Origin of the sequence: Microcosmobacter mediterraneus (assembly GCF_031846265.1) — a bacterium.
GTDB classification, from domain to species: Bacteria; Bacteroidota; Bacteroidia; order Flavobacteriales; family Flavobacteriaceae; genus Microcosmobacter; species Microcosmobacter mediterraneus.
This window is the reverse complement of the sequence record NZ_JAVRIA010000008.1, coordinates 25549-44444: the sequence shown is the minus strand read 5'-3', so window position 1 is coordinate 44444 and position 18896 is coordinate 25549. Positions and strand designations below refer to the sequence as shown.

The following is an 18896-nucleotide window of genomic DNA, read 5'->3' as shown; positions in this document are numbered from 1 at the left end:
AAGAATCACTATAGAATATGATGTTTTTTAATGATAAGTATTAAAAATCTTTGAAGCTTCATTATATGAGCTTTCAAAACTCATCGCATTAAGATCGTGAGCTTTTCGCTGTGTAAAGTAAGACAACATTTTCTCGGTTGGCATATTACCTGTAAGCTCGTCTTTTGCCATAGGACAACCACCAAACCCTTGAATGGCTCCATCAAAACGTCTGCATCCAGACTTATACGCTGCATCAATTTTCTCAAACCAAGTGGATGGAGTGGTATGCAAATGTGCTCCAAATTCTATATTCGGATATTTAGGTATAAGATTAGAAAACAAATAGTCAATAGTTTCTGGGTCAGAGCTTCCAATAGTATCACTAAGCGATAAGATCTTCACTCCCATTTTAGCTAAACGTTCGGTCCATGCACCAACAATATCTACGTTCCATGGATCTCCATAAGGGTTTCCAAATCCCATAGAAATATAAACCACAACTTTTTTGTTTACCTTATTTGCAATCTCTAAAATTTCTGTAAGGGTTACAATAGATTGTGCAATAGTTTTATGCGTATTACGCATCTGAAAATTTTCAGAGATTGAAAAGGGAAATCCTAGATAGTCAATGGCCTTATGTTGAGCTGCATCTTTTGCTCCTCTAGTATTTGCAATAATAGTCAAAAGCTTACTTTTTGTTTTACTTAAATCTAACTGTGCTAAAACCTCAGCTGTATCTATCATTTGAGGTATAGCTTTTGGCGATACAAAGCTTCCAAAATCAATAGTATCAAAGCCTACTCGAAGTAACGACTGAATATACTGTACTTTCTTCTCAGTAGGAATAAATTCCCTAATGCCTTGCATAGCATCTCGAGGGCACTCAATAAGTTTTACAGGGTTACTCATTATGCTCAAAGATAAAAAAGTTAATGATGTAAAAAGCTTAAAAGTTTTGTAAGCATTTTGATACTAACTCGACATAGTCCAAAACTTACTATCATGAAAACAAAACTACTTTTAGTTCTATTAATCACATCAAATTTTATTTTTACTCAATCTAGAGCTATTTATAATATCACGTTTGAAAGCACTTGGAATTCATCAGATCATGGAACTTTACCTGGAAATGCACATTGGTCTGATTTAGTTGGTGCAACTCATAATAGTAACATCACTTTTCTTGAAATGGGAGAAATGGCAACCAAAGGTATTGAAGATGTTGCTGAAATTGGAAATAATTTTGAATTTAACTCTGAAGTTCTAGATGCAATTAATGATGGTAATGCGGATCAATGGATACAAAGATCTGTAAATCCCTTTGCAGCTATTGCAACTGCAACAATAAACAACTTAGAGATTGATGAGGATTATCCATTACTCACCTTAGCGTCTATGATAGCACCAAGTCCAGATTGGATGATTGCTGTGAGTAATGTAAATCTAAGAGACGGAAATAATTGGATAAATATGATGACCATTGACTTATTTCCTTATGACGCAGGAACAGAAAATGGATTTGGATACTCAACAAGTAATACTGCTACAAATCCTCAAAGTGTTATTAGTAATATAGCAAATGTTGCTGGTTATCCTTTCAATTCTAACAAAATTGGCACATTAACTATAGAGTTACAAAATGTTCTTAATGTTAATACTTTTCAAAATGAGAATTTAATTTCCATTTATCCAAACCCTTCAGAAGATTTCATCTCTATTTCTAGAGCAAATTCATTGCGTATTAATGCTGTTGAAATTTATGATGTTTTAGGAAAACTAGTTTATAAAACTAATGACAGTAAAGACAAGATTGATATTAGTCATTTAAATAATGGTATTTATATGACTAAGTTCTTTATTGAAAATAAAACAATTATTATCAAGAGAATAATAAAAAATTGATTTTTGTAAGAAAAAGTTTTCTGGTTTATCAGTTTAAATGACGTTTTTAAACGACGAAGTGATTAATTAAAATTATTTAATTACATTAGCAAAAAAACAAAAACTCTTGCAATGATAAAGTTTACTAGATTACACCTTGTACTTAACCTAACTGTATTTTTATTAATTTCTTCAGTCTCTTTTGCTCAACAAGAAAGTTTTTGTGGCACTGAATATTCAGAAGAAAACAGACTATTCTACGAACAAAATAAAGAAGAGATTCAGCGTATCGAACGCCAGTTCTTATCACAATCTCCCGCCTCTAGAATGTCTAATGCGACAATTTCCATTCCTATAAAAGCACACGTTATTAGAACAAACTCTGGGACAGGTGGATTATCAGTATCTGATCTTAACGATGCTATAGAAAATGTTAATAATTTTTATGCAAACGCAAATATGTCGTTTTATTTGTGTGATGGTATAAATTATATAAACAACAGTAATTATTACAATTTTGACTCAAGTGATGAAAGTGCAATGACTAGTACACATGGTGTTAACGGATTAATAAATATTTACTTTGCTAATTCTGCCGCAAGTGGAGGTAATCCTGTTTGTGGTTACGCCTATCTTCCTGGAGGACCAGATACTATAGTTATGGCAAATGCATGTACTGTAAATGGCAGCACATTACCGCATGAGATTGGTCACTTTTTTGGTTTATTACATACACATGGTCCAAGTAATTCAGTATTGACTGATGAATTAGTTGATGGATCTAACTGCTCAACTGCTGGTGATTTTATTTGTGATACTCCTGCAGATCCAAAATTATCAGGTATGGTTAATGGTGCTTGTAATTACACAGGAAATGCCAATGATGCTAATGGTGATGATTTTGAACCAGATACAAGCAATATTATGTCTTATTCTACTTGGGCATGTAGAGATTATTTATCTCCTCAACAATATGCCAGAATAAATGCTACATTTTTAACTTCTAGAAATGGTTTTATTTGTCCCTCATTTAACGTTGACTATGCGTCTTCAGATACACAAACTTGTAATGATAACTTAACTGTTAATTTTACAGATAATAGTGTTGGAGTTACATCATGGGAATGGGATGTTGATGGCGATAATATTGTAGATTACAATACACAAAACCCCTCTCATACATATACTTCACCAGGCTTCTATGATGTTTCGTTAACTGTTGGTAATGGTAGCACAACAATTTCCACAGTAAATTTTGAATATGTTAAAGTAGGTGCAACAGAAAATATACCTATGGATCAAGATTTCAACTCTATTACTAACTCCTCCAGTTTAGGATGGTCCAATAATCCAGATGGTCCATCAGGATTTAACTGGTCATTTAATAATGGTTCTACTCCTTCAGGAGACACAGGGCCATCAGGTGATAATTCTGAAGATGGAAATGGTATATATATATATGCTGAAGCCACTGGAGCATCTGGTAATAGTGTTGCAAACTATGTATCGCCTTGTATTGAGATTAACTCAAATGATGCTACTTTAGAGTTTTCATATCATATGTTCGGTGAAGATATGGGAGAATTACATGTAGATATTGATGCTGGAAGTGGCTACACAAATGATGTAACGACTCCACTAATAGGTCAACAACAAAGTCAGCAAAATAGTCCTTATTTAAATAGAATTATAGATCTATCTGGTTATGCAGGGCAAACTATTAAAGTTCGTTTTAGAGCTATAAGAGGTTCAGGTTTCACTAGTGATATTGCTATTGATAATTTTGAAATATTAGGTACGCTTTCAGTTAATGCGTTTGAAGCTAATTCAATTTCATTATATCCTAATCCAACTAAAGGTGAAATTTTAAATATTCAGAGAACTAACATAGATGAGTTAAATTACAGCGTAGTTAATTTACTCGGACAAACTATAGATTCTGGTTTATTAAAAAATAACCAAATTGATGTTTCTAAATTAAGCTCAGGAACATATTTCCTATTACTTAACAACGATCAAGGTCGTGTAACAAAGAAATTTATTAAGCAATAGAATATATTATATATTACCATAGAAAAAGCCATCGTTAAGATGGCTTTTTCTATGGTAATAAGGCTTTATTTATTCTTTTAATAAGCTTTGGTCCTTCATATATAAAACCTGTATACAGTTGAACTAAATCAGCTCCTGCCTCAATTTTCTCAAGAGCATCTTCAGCAGAATGTATACCTCCTACTCCAATAATAGGAAATGCTTTATTACTTTTTTTAGATAAAAATCTAATCACTTCTGTAGAACGATGCGTTAATGGTTTTCCACTTAATCCGCCAACTTCAGTTCTATTTTCGTCCTCTAAACCTTCCCTAGAAATGGTTGTGTTAGTAGCAATAACACCATCTATGTTTGTATCGCTTACAATGTCAATAATATCTATGAGTTGCTCATCTGTTAAATCTGGAGCAATTTTTAAAAGGATTGGTTTTGGTGTATCAAAATTAGTATTCTCAGTCTTCAACGTATTTAGTAATGCAGTTAAAGGCTCTTTATCTTGCAACGCTCTTAAATTGGGTGTGTTTGGTGAGCTTACATTAACTACAAAATAATCCACATAATTATGTAAAGCTTTAAAACAAATCATATAATCCTCAACAGCATTTTCATTTGGAGTCACTTTATTTTTACCAATATTACCTCCAATGATTATACCTTGCTTTTTTAAGTTTTTAGATTTGTGTTTTAAACGTTCAACAGCTAACTCAACACCTCCATTATTAAAACCCATTCTATTTATTAGAGCACTATCCTTTTTAAGCCTAAACAATCTTTTCTTAGGGTTTCCGTCCTGAGGCTTAGGCGTAACTGTACCAATTTCAATAAATCCAAAACCATAATTACTTAACTCATTAAAGAGTTTGGCGTCTTTATCAAAACCAGCAGCTAAACCTACAGGGTTTTTAAATTTAAGCCCAAATAAGTCTTTGTGTAACGCTTCATTATCCCTACAAAATTGGGATCTTAAACTAGCTGAAACAAAAGGGATTTTATTTAAAATTTTTATAGAACGAAATGTGAAATGATGAACCTTTTCTGGATCAAAAGAAAATAAAAGTGGTCTTAAAAAGGATTTATACATTCTAAAAAGTTTCCGCAAAAATAAAGGGATTTACAAAAACCAACAACGTAGAGACATCAAAAGTCAAAGAAATCTTATTTTTGAGCCTCAAAACCTTTCAAAAATGATATCTAAAAATCATATTTCTCAACGTTTTATAAGTTATGTTACTATAGATACGGAGAGTGATCCAAATTCTGAAACTACACCAAGCACTCCCAAACAATGGGATTTAGCTAATATACTTGTTGAAGAACTCATAACTATAGGAATGCATGATGTTACCATAGATGACAATGCTTACATTATGGCTACTCTTCCAAGTAATGTAGATCATGAAGTTCCTATTATAGGTTTTATTTCGCATTTTGATACAAGCCCAGATTTTACAGGAACTAATGTAAAGCCACAAATTATTGAAAACTATGATGGAAATGACATTGTTCTAAATGCTGAAGAGAACATTATATTATCTCCAGATTATTTTGAAGATTTACTACTCTACAAAGGGCAAACTTTAATTACCACAGATGGTACTACGCTCTTAGGAGCAGATGATAAAGCAGGAATTTGTGAAATCGTGTCTGCTATGGAATATCTTATTCAGAATCCTCAAATAAAACATGGAACTATTAAAGTAGGTTTTACACCAGACGAAGAAATTGGTAGAGGAGCTCATAAATTTGATGTCAAAAAATTTGCAGCTGATTGGGCTTACACTATGGATGGAAGTCAAATTGGAGAACTAGAATACGAAAACTTTAATGCAGCAGGAGCTATAATAAAAGTTAAAGGTAAAATAGTACATCCTGGTTATGCCAAAGGTAAAATGATTAACTCTATGTATTATGCTTCTGAATTTATTAATGCTCTACCAAAAGAAGAAGTCCCTGAGCACACACAAAGTTATGAAGGCTTTTTTCATTTGTATCAAATTAATGGTAAAGTAGAGCATACTCAATTAGAATATATTGTAAGAGATCATGATAAAAATAAGTTTGAAGCCAGAAAATTACTAATGGCAAAAATTGTGAACGATCTAAATACTAAATACGGATCAGTCATTTTTGAATTAGAATTAAAAGATCAGTACTACAATATGAAAGAAAAGGTAGAACCCGTTATGCATATTGTTGATATTGCTGAAGAAGCCATGAAACAATTAGGTATTACGCCTTTAATTAAACCTATTAGAGGTGGTACAGATGGTTCTCAATTGAGTTATATGGGATTACCTTGTCCTAATATTTTTGCAGGTGGTCATAATTTCCATGGACGTTACGAGTATATCCCAGTAGAAAGTATGATTAAAGCAACTGAAGTTATTTGTAAAATTGCTGAGTTAACAGCTTTAAAACATTAACAACACTAATTACTGTAACAAAATTACTTACAATCAGTCATTATAATGATTGGTTAGTGAAAGCAACATGTGTTTATCTCGACGCGTAGAGTAAACAAAAGTGTTGCTTTCCTTTTATATTATTATATACCTATTGGTATATTTTTATTATATTTATGCCATGCTAACAAAAGCCGAAATAACATCTCAATATATCTTAGATACTGTTGCTCCAATTTTTAATCAAAATGGCTATGCTGCTACCAGTTTAAAGGACATTACTGAAGCAACAGGATTAACTAAAGGAGCTATTTATGGAAACTTTGAAAATAAAGAAAGATTAGCAATTGAAGCTTTTCGTTTTACAGTAAAAAAATTGTTGATGGAAATCTCAAAGCATATGTCTCAAAGTGATTCTCCTAAACAAAAACTTTTTCTTTTATCAGATTTTTACAGAAACTATTATGATTATAGCAAACGTTTAGGTGGTTGTCCAATATTAAATATCGGAGTAGATGCAAACAATCAAAATGCTTTATTATTAAAAAAAGTAAGACAAGTCATTGAAAAAATTCAAGATAAAATTGCTGCTTTAATTGAAGACGGTATTGAGGTAAGAGAATTGTCTTCAGAAATTAATGCCATGCATTATGCAAAACGTATCGATAGCATGCTGCAAGGTGCTATATTTATGACTTATACCATGAATGATGATTTTTATTTAAAAGATTCTGCAGATCAAATAGACCAAATGATCATTGAGGAAATGAGCTATTAATTTTTTTAATCAATAATATACCTAATGGTATATTTTAAATAATAAAACAAAATGAACAACTTACCAAAAATATTAGAAAGTAACGCAACAATTAGATTTCAAGATTGTGATCCATTTAATCATTTAAATAACGCCAGTTATATTAATTATTTCATGAATCATCGTGAAGATATGCTTATTACAGCATATAATATAGACATCTATAAAATGGCAAGAAAAGATGGGAAAAGTTGGGTAGTAGGTACAAATCAAATAGCTTATTTAAGACCAGCATTACTCATGGAAGAAGTAATTCTACAATCGCAATTACTTCATTATACTCAAAGTGAACTATTTGTAGAAATGCGAATGTATAATAATGATAAGAGTCATCTAAAGGCTATCCTCTGGAGTAGTTTTGTGCATTTCAATCTTATAAATCAACAAAGAGAAACTCACACTAACGATTTTATTAAACTATTTGAATCTGTCAAAAACCCTTTAGATACTCTATCTTTTGAAAATCGTATAAAATCTATAAAAACACCAAAACCAAAAGTTTAAAAATTCATTTTAGGAGTATCTTAAATGATGTTAGTCAATTCTGAAAGTTCTTTTTATTTAATAAGGCCTTACTTTTCTAAATAATTTGTAACAAAATTTAATACTACTCTACAAATAGGAAACTATTATTTTCATGAAAACAATAATTTACTTTTTATTACTCTGTATAACTATTTCTTTACAAGCTCAAGATCAAAAATTAGAAAACACCTTACTTTGGAAAATATCTGGCAACGATTTAAAGCAACCATCTTATTTATATGGCACTATTCATATAACATGTGATGCAACCTTAAGTCCAAAAATAATAAAAGCCCTAGATGAGACCTCTCAGTTGTATTTAGAATTAGATATGGACGATCCTAATATGCAAATGGATATGATGAAAGGTATAATGATGAAAGATGGTATTACCATTAAATCATTACTCTCAGAGGAAGAGTATAACCTAGTTAATTCGTTTATAAAGGAAGAATTAGGTATGTCATTAGATATGATGAATACCATGAAGCCTTTTTTAGTAGGTTCTATGTTTTACATGAAAATGCTCGATTGCCCAATGCAATCTTTTGAAGAAGAATTAATGAAAGTCTCTAAAGCACAAGATGAAGAAATTTATGGCTTAGAAACAGTAGATGAACAATTAGCAGTTTTTGATGCTATTCCTTATAAATTACAAGCTAAAGATCTTGTGCGCTCTGCTAAAGATAAGCTTACTTATGATAAAGAATACTTTCAAAAAATGTTAGACCTCTATTCTAAAGAAGATTTAAACGCTTTGATGCTTATGATGGATGATGATACCTTTGAAAGTACAGCTAATTTTAACGATGAACTTGTTGTAAAACGTAATAAAAATTGGATTTCTAAAATAGAACGTATCTCTAAAGAAGAACCAACGTTCTTTGGTGTAGGCGCAGGACATTTAGGAGGTAAAGAAGGTGTTATCATATTACTTAGACAAGAAGGTTATAAACTAACTCCTATATTAAACTAACATATAATCTAGTAAAAGCTAAAGCTTTCACTAGCCAATCGTTGAAATTCTCACTTTCGTGAGAATTTCTTGTTTTGTATTTTAGCATAAAGAAAAAGCACAGATGGATATTAACTTCAATAAAAACGAAGATCACAATAAATTACTTGTTTCAGATTTAAGAAAACGTTTCGCAAAAGTGAAACTAGGTGGTGGCGAAAAACGAATAGAAAAGCACCATGCTAAAGGAAAACTAACCGCAAGAGAGCGTATTGATTACCTATTAGACTCTAAAGCTAAAAGTATTGAAATTGGAGCATTTGCTGGTGATGGTATGTATAAGGAACATGGTGGTTGTCCTTCTGGAGGAGTTGTTGTTAAAATTGGCTACATAAAAGGTAAGCAATGTATTGTTGTTGCTAATGATGCTACAGTAAAAGCTGGTGCTTGGTTTCCTATTACAGGAAAAAAGAATCTTAGAGCTCAAGAAATCGCTATAGAGAATAGACTTCCAATTATCTATTTGGTTGATAGTGCTGGAGTATACTTGCCAATGCAAGATGAAATTTTCCCAGATAAAGAACACTTCGGAAGAATTTTTAGAAACAATGCTGTGATGAGTAGTATGGGAATTACACAGATAGCAGCAGTTATGGGAAGCTGTGTAGCTGGAGGTGCATATTTACCCATTATGAGTGACGAAGCCTTAATTGTGGATAAAACAGGAAGTATTTTTTTAGCAGGTAGTTATTTAGTCAAAGCTGCTATTGGTGAGACTATAGATAATGAAACACTTGGTGGTGCTACAACGCATTGTGAGATTTCTGGTGTTACAGACTACAAAGCTAAGAATGATAAAGATGCTCTTAATACCATTCAAAATATTGTTGATAAAATTGGAGATTATGATAAAGCAGGATATAATCGTGTGAAATCTGAAAAACCAATTGAAAATCAAGACGATATTTATGGCATAATTCCAAAATCTAGAGCAGATCAGTACGATATGTATGAGGTTATTAAGCGTCTTGTAGATAAATCTGAATTTGATGAGTATAAAGCAGGTTATGGACAAACCATTATTACAGCTTATGCTCGTATTGATGGTTGGGCAGTTGGTATTGTTGCCAATCAACGTCATATCGTAAAAACTACTGGTGCAAAAACAAAACCAAGCGAAATGCAGTTTGGAGGAGTAATTTATAATGATAGTGCAGACAAGGCTACACGATTTATTGCCAATTGCAACCAGAAAAAAATTCCTTTAGTTTTTCTCCAAGACGTAACAGGCTTTATGGTTGGTAGCAAAAGTGAGCATGGTGGTATTATTAAAGATGGTGCCAAAATGGTGAATGCTGTGAGTAATTCTGTGGTACCAAAATTTACTGTCGTAATAGGCAATAGTTATGGTGCTGGTAATTATGCCATGTGTGGTAAAGCCTATGATCCAAGATTAATAGTTTCTTGGCCAAGTGCAGAGCTTGCAGTGATGAGCGGAAACTCTGCAGCCAAAGTATTATTACAAATAGAAAAAGCGTCTTTAGAGAAACAAGGTGAAAAAATAACACCAGAAAAGGAGAAAGAACTGTTCAATAAAATTAAAGATCGCTACGATAACCAGGTATCGCCTTATTATGCTGCTGCACGTTTATGGACAGATGGTGTAATTGATCCTTTAGACACAAGAACTTGGATTTCTTTAGGCATTGAATCGGCTAACCACGCTCCTATTGAAAAACCTTTTAATCTAGGCGTCTTACAGGTATAAAAAAAGCGACCATAATCTTGGAGTTTATTCCATAAATGGTCGTTTTTTAAATTATTAAAGTTTTTTAGCTAATTACACCTGAATACTTTTCAATAAGTCTTACTATTAAATCATTAAGTTTTTCAACTTTATAGTCATCAGTAGAAGGCTTTAAATGTTCATTACCAATACCACTATCGTCAGTTAAAAACACATACGTTCCATTTGTTGAAACACTAAAAAATCGCATTAAAAACTCTAAATCTTTATTTGCATCACTTGCTACAATTGGTATAATTTTTATCCCTTTTGATTGTGCAATAGAAATCTGTACTTTAATAGTTTTTACATTATCTTCGTTAAAATGTGGAGGTGCATCAAGTAATAAAAACAATAATTTACTTTTTGCATCAATATTCCAGGACTTAGACATTGACACTGCTAAGGCTTTTTCTACCGCTTCTTCATAATCTCCACCACCATCTGCTTTATGAGATCTCAGAATATTTTGAACATCTCTTATGTTAGAATTAAAGTCAAAATCTCTTACTACAAATTCATCACCATGGTCTCTGTAAAATGTAAGTGCAAGCCGTTTTTTTTCAATACTATTATCAAGTCTATTAAATATATTACTCAATTCAGCTTTAAGATAATCCATTTCATCTCCCATAGATCCAGTAGCATCAATTGTAAACATAACATCAATGTCATTGGCAATTATTTCCTGATCTAAAATGAAATTTAATGTATTACAATTGTTAGTGATTTTTTTGCCAACTATCTTTTCATTTAATAATACTTGAACATATAGAAACTTGTCATTACATAACTCATGTAAATCACTAAATAAAATAGCCTTACCGAAAACATCAGTTCTAACTTCCATTATTTTTTTTAGTTCAGAATTATACAACGAAACTTTAGCATTATTAACAGGAATATCATTATTATCTTTAACAGAAACATCAATCTTGTTCTCTAAGCCAAATTCCCAATTTTTTTGAATTTCTTTGTTTTGTTTTTTTCTTAATTGAATAATCCAATCTTCCCACTTTTCTAAATCATTAATTTCAGCAGCTGTTAATAGACTATGTGGATATTCTTGACCTATATCTTCTGATTTTCCAACTAACTCTGAAGAATCATCTGTTAAATAATCTTTAGTTTTAATAACTACAACTCCATTAGATCCTCTATTACCATAAATAGCAGTAGAGTCAGCATCTTTCAAAATTTCTATAGATTTAATTTTTTCAGGCTTCATTTCTTTTAATTCTGACTCACTAATTGGATTACCATCTAAAATTATTAAAGGTCTTTTAGTCCCAAAAATTGATGAAATACCTCGTAGTTTTACTATTGTATCAGCGCCAGGAGCTCCTTCAGATGACTTTATTTTCAATCCTTTCACTGATCCAGATAATGTAGTTACAAGACCTTTACTTTTTCTAGTTTCAATTGATTCTGAAACAACTCTAACAGATGATACACTAGATTTTCTTTTGGTTCTGGTTTTATAACCAGTTACTACTACTTCATCTAAAGCTTCGCTTATTTCTAATGAAACGTCTATAATATTACTAGCACTAATCAGAACCTCTACATTTTTAAAACCTACATAAGAGAATACAAGTATTTCACCTGCACTCGCCTTAATAGAATACTTACCATCAAAGTCAGTTTGCTCACCTCTAGTAGTTCCTTTTATAATAACATTGGCTCCTGGTAATGGTAATCCATCATCTGCAGAGGTTACTGCTCCTGTAATGGTTTTTTCTTGCGAAAACCCAGAAAGTGATAGCATTACTACCAAACAAAAATTTAAAATTGTCTTCATCATAAAATAGTTTTAGTGTTTTATCCTCTTTTGGTTGTAATAACAATGACGCCATTTCCACCTCTCATGCCATAAATTGCAGTTGAGCCTGCATCTTTTAAGACTGTAATAGTATCTACATCATGCGGATTAAGAATCCATAGACTGCTTAATTGTATTGGTGCTCCATCAAGTATTACTAGAGGTCCATTATTATGCGTACGTCCTCTAATTCCCATACGTACTTGTTCTCCTGGTTGATAGGATGTAGTACTTACATTTAATCCTGCTACGCGTCTTTGTAATAGTTGATCTATAGTAACTATTGGTCGTTCATTTAATTGCTCTGTAGATACTTCAACAACTGCTGTTGTAAGCTTACTCTTTTCAATCTTGTAATAGCCTAGATTTACACATTCAGTTTCAGGATTAAGAAGTGATTCATAGTCTTGAATACTCAAATTTGTTTCTAAAAATTGTGCTTGGCTTGTTACTACTATTAGCAATGCCAAAAAAGTGATACGTGTTTTCATAATTTATATTTAATGTTAATTTTTAATGACTGAAATAAGTTCTGGTAATAATGCTATAGCTGTGAGAACAACAGCATTACTCTCATTTTTCTTAGGTGTTTTTACATCTACTGCACTATTGATTGTATAGTTAGAAGCAAACACATTACTATTTCTTACCATAACTACAGAAGGCTCAATATTTTCTGAATAGTGTTCTTTCATATAATCATATGCCAATGAAATTCCGTCTGCATGAGTCTCTTTAAGAGTAGACTCTATAGTATGGATTGCGTGTAAAATGGTCTTTATATCTTTAGGATTTTCTTGCGCTAAAACCAAACCATTTAATTTTGAATAGACTGTAAGCGTGATCAAATCATCTGGTTCTAAACGATCAGATAATATCTTGAAAGCTTGTTTCATTATTACTTGATCTTCTGCATTGAATCCACGCTTACCAACTTGAAGTAAAAAATTAATATGCCTTGGGTCTTGTTCTTCTTCTGATGTAGGATAAGCATCAACGATATAACTTATAAAGTCATCGATTGAAACTGAATTCGTTTTAATGTAATTCTCTTGTGCTGCACCAACTAATGTTAAGCTTAATGCAAGTGTTGTTAGTAGTTTCATAATTCCCAGATTTTAAATTCTGAGATAAAACTATAACCATACTATACTTTAAAAAACTAAGATTGAGGGAAGTGTACGTTTGAATGAGTTAAGCAAGCTTTGCAATACTATTTAAAGTTTTGGCTCTATCAATTTTTCCTGATTTGGTGTAACTAAACTTTGAAACACAGTATATATCTTTAGGTGTATTAAACTTGTCAAAATCATCAAATGTATTAGTGTCTAAGGTATTAGAATCGGTCTCTAAAACCAAGACTAAGCGGTCTCCTAATTGATCATCAGTTATAGATGTGAAGAAAAAATTATAATCTAGATGTTTAGATAATTGCGCTTCTAATTGTTCTGGATGAATTTTTACACCACCAGAGTTAATAACGTTATCATATCGTCCTAGCCATTCAAATTCTGTTTCAGAATGAATCGCAACCATATCATTTGTAATGATTGGTTTTTTAGAAATGTAAGGTACTATGAGTTCTAAACATCCTCTTTTATCTTTTGATATTTGAATGCTTGGTAGTGTTTTAAAATAATGAGTATTAAATGGTTTTACAGCAACATGCGTAATAGTTTCTGTCATTCCGTAAGTTTCAAACAACATCGTTTTACTATGCTTTACTTTTTCTTTTAGCCGAGTAGATACTTTAGCACCACCAATAATTAAAGTTTCAATAGCATTTATAGAGTCTACGGAGTTCTCAAGCTGCATTGGTGTCATGGCTACAAACTTGTATGTTTTATTAGGAAGTAGATAAGGCTTAGATGTTGGAACTGTTACATCAATTTCTAAACCTAAAATCATGGCTCTAACTAACATCATTTTACCTGCAATAAAATCTGCAGGTAAACATAACAACGCTGAATCTCCTGGTTGTAATTTAAAAAAATCTCCTGTTGCTATAGCTGAATGTACCATAGCTTGTTTTTGTAATTGTATGGTTTTTGGTGCTCCTGTAGAGCCAGATGTTTTTACTTGTATAAAAGGGCTTGAATTAAGCCAATCTAATAAAAAATCACCTATACTCTTCTCGTAAGACTCACCCTCTTTAACATAACTATACGCAACTTCCTTTAAAGAACTTTGGTTAAAATAACGTCCATCTAACTTAAAACGATTATGTACTTTATTAAAATGAGGAATCACTAATCTAACACTTTATAATTGTCTTCTAAAGGTTTTTCAACTTTACCCAATAAGCGTTCATACCAATTATTCCACTTATATTTTTTAGCAAAAATTAAAATTAAGATCGGAAAAATCACAAATACTGGAATGATAATTTCTGTAAAGCCCATTACAGAAGGATCCGATAAATCTTTATAGATAGAATGGGTTTGGAAGGCTGTCCAGTCTGCAGTAACTAACAAGGCCGTAAATAAATTATTCGCTGCATGAAATCCTATAGCTAATTCTAACCCGTCATCCATTAAGGTTATAATTCCTAAAAATAAACCTGTACCTATATAATAAATCATGATTATTGGGCCCAATTTATCGACCTCAGGATTGGATATGTGAAGTAATCCAAAAACAGCAGACGTTATTAATAATGGAACCCATTTATTCTTAACTAAAACACCAATTCCTTGCATTAAATATCCTCTAAATAGGTATTCTTCACAACTGGTTTGAATCGGTACTAAGACTATAGCAATCACAGCAAGTATAGCAAAAGATTTTATATCAAAGTTCCATTTGTAATCCTCAGGATTTCCGAGTATATCAATAAACGCTAATCCTACTGATACAATTCCCCAAAAGAAAAAAGCAAACCAAATGCGTTTCCAATCGATCTTAGGACGTGCAGTAGTTAATGATGTTATCGTTTGACCATGTAATAACCTTATTGCAAAAAAGAGCGCTATTAAACCTCCTAAAAATGGTAATAAGAGAAATACAAAGTTAAGATTAGGCTCAAACAATGACATTAGATAATCAATATCACTTAATCTAGAAAAATCTGCATCGCCTTTCATAACTATAGCAACCACATGAGGTATAGAAAAAATAAAAACACCAGTGATAACTAAAATAGTTCCGATGATATATCTCCACCAATCGTGTAAAACCTTATAAACTTGTGCTATATACATATACTATAAATTAAAATTCCAATCTTTATTATTTTGATATTGCAATGTACCATTTTTTACATTTAATGGCGAAGAGAAATTATTGGTAAACAATCCACCTGTTCCTAGACCTTGTGGCAATGTGCTGTTGAAATTATACGTCCATTGTGCAATGGCGTTTAAACCTATATTACTTTCTAAGGCACTTGTTATCCACCAATCTATTTGTTGCTGTTCTGCTAAATTTATCCACTCTTCGCTAGATGCCCAACCACCTAACAAACTAGGCTTTAAGATTATATACTGCGGTTTAATATAATTGAGTAATTCTTTCTTTTTTGAAGGTTCAAAAACACCAATAAGCTCTTCATCTAAAGCAATTGGCAATGGCGTGTTCTCACATAATTTAGCCATCTCATCAAACTGACCTTGTTTGATAGGTTGTTCTATGGAATGTAACTCTAATTCTGATAGGCGTTCTAATTTTTCTAAAGCTTCAACTATAGTAAATGCACCATTTGCATCGACTCGTAATTCTAAGTCTGAACCTGAAAATTCGTTTCGTATAGATGCTAATAATTCTAATTCTGTTTCAAAATCAATAGCTCCAATTTTAAGCTTAATGCAGTTAAAACCAGATTTTAACTTCTCAAGAATCTGCTCTTTCATAAAGGTTTTAGTTCCCATCCATATTAAACCGTTAATAGGAATTGTATCTTCATTTCTGGTGAAACCTGAAGGAAAAAACTCGAAAGAGGTCTTACTTTCTAACGATTTAAATGCCATTTCTATACCAAATTGAATACTTGGAAATTTTATAAGCTCACTAATTAAGGCTTCGCGACCTAAATTTATATTATTACAAGCCCATTTCAGTTTTTCTTCATAATCTGGTCGATCATCAAAACTTAATCCTCTTAAAATACCACACTCTCCTATTCCTTTTTTACCCTCAGATTCAATAATGATAAACCAAGTTTCTTTGGTTTTCATAATACCTCTAGAGGTTCCGCTAGGACGTTTAAAATTCAGAATGTATTGATGATAAGTGGCTTTCATTGAGGTTAAAATTTATGATGCATACTAACTTGCCATTGCCCTTTTCCCCAATTATTTGTTTTTTGGTTCATCCAACCTAACTGAAATTTAATTTTAGGATTTAACACATAGCCGAATCCTAAATAGGTTCTATTTCTATCAAATAACTCTACTGTTCTATTATCTCCAATATCTGTTTGTCCATTAATAAACAACTCATTGTATAAAGCTGCATAAATCGCTTTTTCACTGAGAGTTTTTTTATTTAAAGGTACATTTAAAAAGAGATTGTAACGATAACGCGTTCTAAAATCCTGATTCTCTACAAAGCGCTGTTCGTACCTAAACCTATGAGTTAAATAAAATCTGTTACCAAGTTTTTGCGGTATTAAAGCTTCTTGATATATCCTACTTTCATTAGATGTATCATCACTATCACCAAACTGGCCAGAAGTAATATTAGCATAGCCAAGTGTAAACATCACACCAGAATCTTTAGGTGTAAATGTTAAACCAGAACGCAACATTAACTGCTCCATATCGCCTAAACCTTGCCAATCTCTATATTGAAAATCACCCTGAATTCCCCATTGCCTTTCGGAAAACTGATGATTATAAAAGTACATAAACCATGCACCTGTTTGTGATTCTTCTACTTGTGCATTAGTTAAATTGATACTAATAAAAAAGCAAATTAAACTTAGTCTAATTTTCATTTGAATTTAATTTATTTGCAAAGATAAGGGTTATCTCTAATTCTTTTTCAAGGATTAATAGAACAAATAAGTGATGAAAAAATTATATTTTTAAGAAAAAATAAATGCCTGAATTTCCTAATATTATTCTTTTTGCCATACCTTTTTTTATCATCTCTATGATATTAGAATTATATGTAACTACTAGAGATCAATTAAAGCGAGTAAAAGGTTATGAAGCTAAAGATGCTTTCGCTTCTATAGCTATGGGTTTAGGTAATGTTTTCCTTGGTTTTTTTAGTAAAGTGGTTGTCCTTTGGGCTTTAATGTTGGTTTACGAAAATTTTAGAGTATTTACTATTCCTTTGGCGTGGTGGAGTTTCGTATTATTATTCTTTGCAGATGATTTATCATATTACTGGTTTCATAGAATCTCACACGAGTGTCGTTTATTTTGGGCATCTCATGTGGTGCATCATTCTTCACAACATTATAACCTTAGCACTGCTCTAAGACAAACATGGTCTGGAGGGTTTTACAGTTTTGTATTTTGGTTGTGGTTACCTCTTCTAGGTTTTCATCCAGGAATGATACTTCTACAAATGTCTATTAGCTTATTATACCAATTTTGGATACATACAGAAACCATTGATAAGCTACCCAATTGGTTTGAAGCTATTATGAATACACCATCTCATCATAGAGTTCATCATGGTAGTAACCCTTTATATTTAGATAGAAACCATGCAGGTATTTTGATTATTTGGGACAAACTATTTGGTACATTTCAACCAGAACTTAAAGACGAAAAAGTGGTTTATGGCTTGGTTAAAAACATTGACACTTATAACCCTGTTAAGATTGCTTTTATAGAATGGTGGCAGATGTTTAAGGATGCTTTTTCTGGACGAAAATCTCTAAAAAATCGACTTTTCTATCTTGTTAAACCTCCAGGTTGGAAACATGATGGTTCTGGAAAAATTAGTGAGGAGTTGAGAGAGGAATGGTTGAGGGAAAAAAGTAACAACTAAACCTCTAAACTCTCACCAATACCCAAAAGCACTAGATCCTTATCTTTGTCAGAGAATTTACGCTTGGCAATATCATGGTCAATTTCAATATAACCAAAAGTATTAAAGTGGTATCCTAAAATAGTATTACACTTAACAAAATCTGAAGCTTTTAAAGCATCATCGACTCCCATTGTAAAATTATCTCCAATGGGTAAAATAGCTAAATCTAAATTAAATTCTTCTGAGATAAGTTTCATGTCATAAGTTAATGCTGTATCTCCAGCAATATATATCGTTTTATCACTAGTATCAATAACAAATCCACCAGGTTGTCCACCATAGCTACCATCTGGAAAAGAAGAGGTGTGTATAGCATTAACATACTTAACGCTTCCAAATTCAAATTGCCAAGATCCTCCATGATTCATTGGATGACCTTCTATACCTTTAGATCCATAATGCATTACGATTTCGTAATTAGATATAATTTTTGCTCCTGTACGTTTTGCAATAGACTCTGCATCTAGAATATGATCTTGATGTGCATGCGTAAGTAAGATATAATCAGCTTTTAGCTCTTCTATATTTATATGCGCTGCTTTTTCATTTCCTGAAATAAAAGGATCAACTAAAAGGGTAAAATCATTAATTTCAATAGATAAAGTAGCATGACCTAAAAAGGTAATTTTCATAATTGGTGCTTTTAAGTTTCTGTGAAATTATAAAAAAAATTAAAACGCTTTCAGATT

General features: G+C 31.8%; 18 protein-coding genes. 8 read left to right on the top strand and 10 right to left on the bottom strand.

The features are described 5' to 3' along the window. Positions 1-27 precede the first annotated feature (27 nt). Complete coding sequence (locus tag RM697_RS12310; RefSeq protein ID WP_311428203.1) at positions 28-891, bottom strand: hydroxymethylglutaryl-CoA lyase; 864 nt, start codon at positions 889-891, stop codon at positions 28-30. A 93-nt stretch (positions 892-984) separates the two neighbouring features. On the opposite strand from RM697_RS12310, the gene RM697_RS12305 reads away from it, so the two are divergent. After that, positions 985-1884, top strand: coding sequence for a spondin domain-containing protein (locus tag RM697_RS12305; protein ID WP_311428202.1), 900 nt, complete (start codon positions 985-987; stop codon positions 1882-1884). A 111-nt stretch (positions 1885-1995) separates the two neighbouring features. Further along, positions 1996-3915: a T9SS-dependent choice-of-anchor J family protein gene (locus RM697_RS12300; RefSeq protein WP_311428201.1), complete on the top strand. Its 1920-nt coding sequence runs from the start codon at positions 1996-1998 to the stop codon at positions 3913-3915. Between the two features lie 49 nt (positions 3916-3964). Here the strand turns inward: RM697_RS12300 and RM697_RS12295 are convergent, their stop codons facing one another. Next, on the bottom strand, positions 3965-4996 hold the full coding sequence (locus RM697_RS12295; RefSeq protein WP_311428200.1) for a quinone-dependent dihydroorotate dehydrogenase: 1032 nt from the start codon (positions 4994-4996) through the stop codon (positions 3965-3967). A 103-nt stretch (positions 4997-5099) separates the two neighbouring features. Here RM697_RS12295 and pepT point away from each other — a divergent pair, with 103 nt between their 5' ends. From pepT to RM697_RS12270, 5 genes are all read left to right on the top strand, one after another. Next, entirely contained in the window at positions 5100-6338 is a 1239-nt protein-coding gene (gene pepT / locus RM697_RS12290; protein ID WP_311428199.1) for a peptidase T, read from the top strand. 160 nt (positions 6339-6498) lie between these two features. Continuing rightward, entirely contained in the window at positions 6499-7095 is a 597-nt protein-coding gene (locus RM697_RS12285; protein ID WP_311428198.1) for a TetR/AcrR family transcriptional regulator, read from the top strand. A gap of 51 nt (positions 7096-7146) precedes the next feature. Continuing rightward, the gene (locus RM697_RS12280; RefSeq protein ID WP_311428197.1) at positions 7147-7638 is read left to right on the top strand and encodes an acyl-CoA thioesterase; all 492 of its coding nucleotides are present in this window, start codon (positions 7147-7149) and stop codon (positions 7636-7638) included. 133 nt (positions 7639-7771) lie between these two features. After that, a complete protein-coding gene (locus RM697_RS12275) occupies positions 7772-8635 on the top strand; it encodes a TraB/GumN family protein (RefSeq protein ID WP_311428196.1) in 864 nt (287 codons plus the stop codon). Between the two features lie 103 nt (positions 8636-8738). Beyond that, on the top strand, positions 8739-10382 hold the full coding sequence (locus RM697_RS12270) for an acyl-CoA carboxylase subunit beta (RefSeq protein WP_311428195.1): 1644 nt from the start codon (positions 8739-8741) through the stop codon (positions 10380-10382). A gap of 64 nt (positions 10383-10446) precedes the next feature. On the opposite strand, the gene RM697_RS12265 is transcribed toward RM697_RS12270, so the two are convergent. From RM697_RS12265 to RM697_RS12235, 7 genes are all read right to left on the bottom strand, one after another. Next, a complete protein-coding gene (locus RM697_RS12265; protein ID WP_311428194.1) occupies positions 10447-12204 on the bottom strand; it encodes a carboxypeptidase-like regulatory domain-containing protein in 1758 nt (585 codons plus the stop codon). 17 nt (positions 12205-12221) lie between these two features. Continuing rightward, positions 12222-12713 carry a TonB-dependent receptor plug domain-containing protein gene (locus RM697_RS12260; protein ID WP_311428193.1) on the bottom strand — a complete coding sequence of 164 codons (492 nt, stop codon included), beginning with the start codon at positions 12711-12713 and terminating at the stop codon, positions 12222-12224. A gap of 15 nt (positions 12714-12728) precedes the next feature. Beyond that, positions 12729-13328 carry a vWA domain-containing protein gene (locus tag RM697_RS12255; RefSeq protein WP_311428192.1) on the bottom strand — a complete coding sequence of 200 codons (600 nt, stop codon included), beginning with the start codon at positions 13326-13328 and terminating at the stop codon, positions 12729-12731. An 88-nt stretch (positions 13329-13416) separates the two neighbouring features. Further along, positions 13417-14472, bottom strand: coding sequence for an AMP-binding protein (locus RM697_RS12250; RefSeq protein WP_311428191.1), 1056 nt, complete (start codon positions 14470-14472; stop codon positions 13417-13419). Then, a complete protein-coding gene (locus RM697_RS12245) occupies positions 14472-15422 on the bottom strand; it encodes a CPBP family intramembrane glutamic endopeptidase (protein WP_311428190.1) in 951 nt (316 codons plus the stop codon). The genes RM697_RS12250 and RM697_RS12245 overlap by 1 nt, the downstream gene beginning before the upstream one ends. Positions 15423-15425: 3 nt before the next feature. Next, positions 15426-16460 (bottom strand): o-succinylbenzoate synthase, encoded by a 1035-nt coding sequence (locus RM697_RS12240; RefSeq protein ID WP_311428189.1) that lies wholly within the window; start codon positions 16458-16460, stop codon positions 15426-15428. 5 nt (positions 16461-16465) lie between these two features. Continuing rightward, the gene (locus RM697_RS12235; protein ID WP_311428188.1) at positions 16466-17155 is read right to left on the bottom strand and encodes a DUF2490 domain-containing protein; all 690 of its coding nucleotides are present in this window, start codon (positions 17153-17155) and stop codon (positions 16466-16468) included. 104 nt (positions 17156-17259) lie between these two features. On the opposite strand from RM697_RS12235, the gene RM697_RS12230 reads away from it, so the two are divergent. Next, positions 17260-18165 (top strand): sterol desaturase family protein, encoded by a 906-nt coding sequence (locus RM697_RS12230; protein ID WP_311428187.1) that lies wholly within the window; start codon positions 17260-17262, stop codon positions 18163-18165. On the opposite strand, the gene RM697_RS12225 is transcribed toward RM697_RS12230, so the two are convergent. Next, positions 18162-18839 (bottom strand): metal-dependent hydrolase, encoded by a 678-nt coding sequence (locus RM697_RS12225; RefSeq protein WP_311428186.1) that lies wholly within the window; start codon positions 18837-18839, stop codon positions 18162-18164. The two genes, RM697_RS12230 and RM697_RS12225, sit on opposite strands and share 4 nt — an antisense overlap. Between the last annotated feature and the right edge of the window lie 57 nt (positions 18840-18896).

Bases quoted from the DNA above. Each gene is read 5' to 3' on its own strand.
- RM697_RS12310 (WP_311428203.1), bottom strand. From the start codon at position 891: ATGAGTAACCCTGTAAAACTTATTGAGTGCCCTCGAGATGCTATGCAA.
- RM697_RS12305 (WP_311428202.1), top strand. From the start codon at position 985: ATGAAAACAAAACTACTTTTAGTTCTATTAATCACATCAAATTTTATT.
- RM697_RS12300 (WP_311428201.1), top strand. From the start codon at position 1,996: ATGATAAAGTTTACTAGATTACACCTTGTACTTAACCTAACTGTATTT.
- RM697_RS12295 (WP_311428200.1), bottom strand. From the start codon at position 4,996: ATGTATAAATCCTTTTTAAGACCACTTTTATTTTCTTTTGATCCAGAA.
- pepT (WP_311428199.1), top strand. From the start codon at position 5,100: ATGATATCTAAAAATCATATTTCTCAACGTTTTATAAGTTATGTTACT.
- RM697_RS12285 (WP_311428198.1), top strand. From the start codon at position 6,499: ATGCTAACAAAAGCCGAAATAACATCTCAATATATCTTAGATACTGTT.
- RM697_RS12280 (WP_311428197.1), top strand. From the start codon at position 7,147: ATGAACAACTTACCAAAAATATTAGAAAGTAACGCAACAATTAGATTT.
- RM697_RS12275 (WP_311428196.1), top strand. From the start codon at position 7,772: ATGAAAACAATAATTTACTTTTTATTACTCTGTATAACTATTTCTTTA.
- RM697_RS12270 (WP_311428195.1), top strand. From the start codon at position 8,739: ATGGATATTAACTTCAATAAAAACGAAGATCACAATAAATTACTTGTT.
- RM697_RS12265 (WP_311428194.1), bottom strand. From the start codon at position 12,204: ATGATGAAGACAATTTTAAATTTTTGTTTGGTAGTAATGCTATCACTT.
- RM697_RS12260 (WP_311428193.1), bottom strand. From the start codon at position 12,713: ATGAAAACACGTATCACTTTTTTGGCATTGCTAATAGTAGTAACAAGC.
- RM697_RS12255 (WP_311428192.1), bottom strand. From the start codon at position 13,328: ATGAAACTACTAACAACACTTGCATTAAGCTTAACATTAGTTGGTGCA.
- RM697_RS12245 (WP_311428190.1), bottom strand. From the start codon at position 15,422: ATGTATATAGCACAAGTTTATAAGGTTTTACACGATTGGTGGAGATAT.
- RM697_RS12240 (WP_311428189.1), bottom strand. From the start codon at position 16,460: ATGAAAGCCACTTATCATCAATACATTCTGAATTTTAAACGTCCTAGC.
- RM697_RS12235 (WP_311428188.1), bottom strand. From the start codon at position 17,155: ATGAAAATTAGACTAAGTTTAATTTGCTTTTTTATTAGTATCAATTTA.
- RM697_RS12230 (WP_311428187.1), top strand. From the start codon at position 17,260: ATGCCTGAATTTCCTAATATTATTCTTTTTGCCATACCTTTTTTTATC.
- RM697_RS12225 (WP_311428186.1), bottom strand. From the start codon at position 18,839: ATGAAAATTACCTTTTTAGGTCATGCTACTTTATCTATTGAAATTAAT.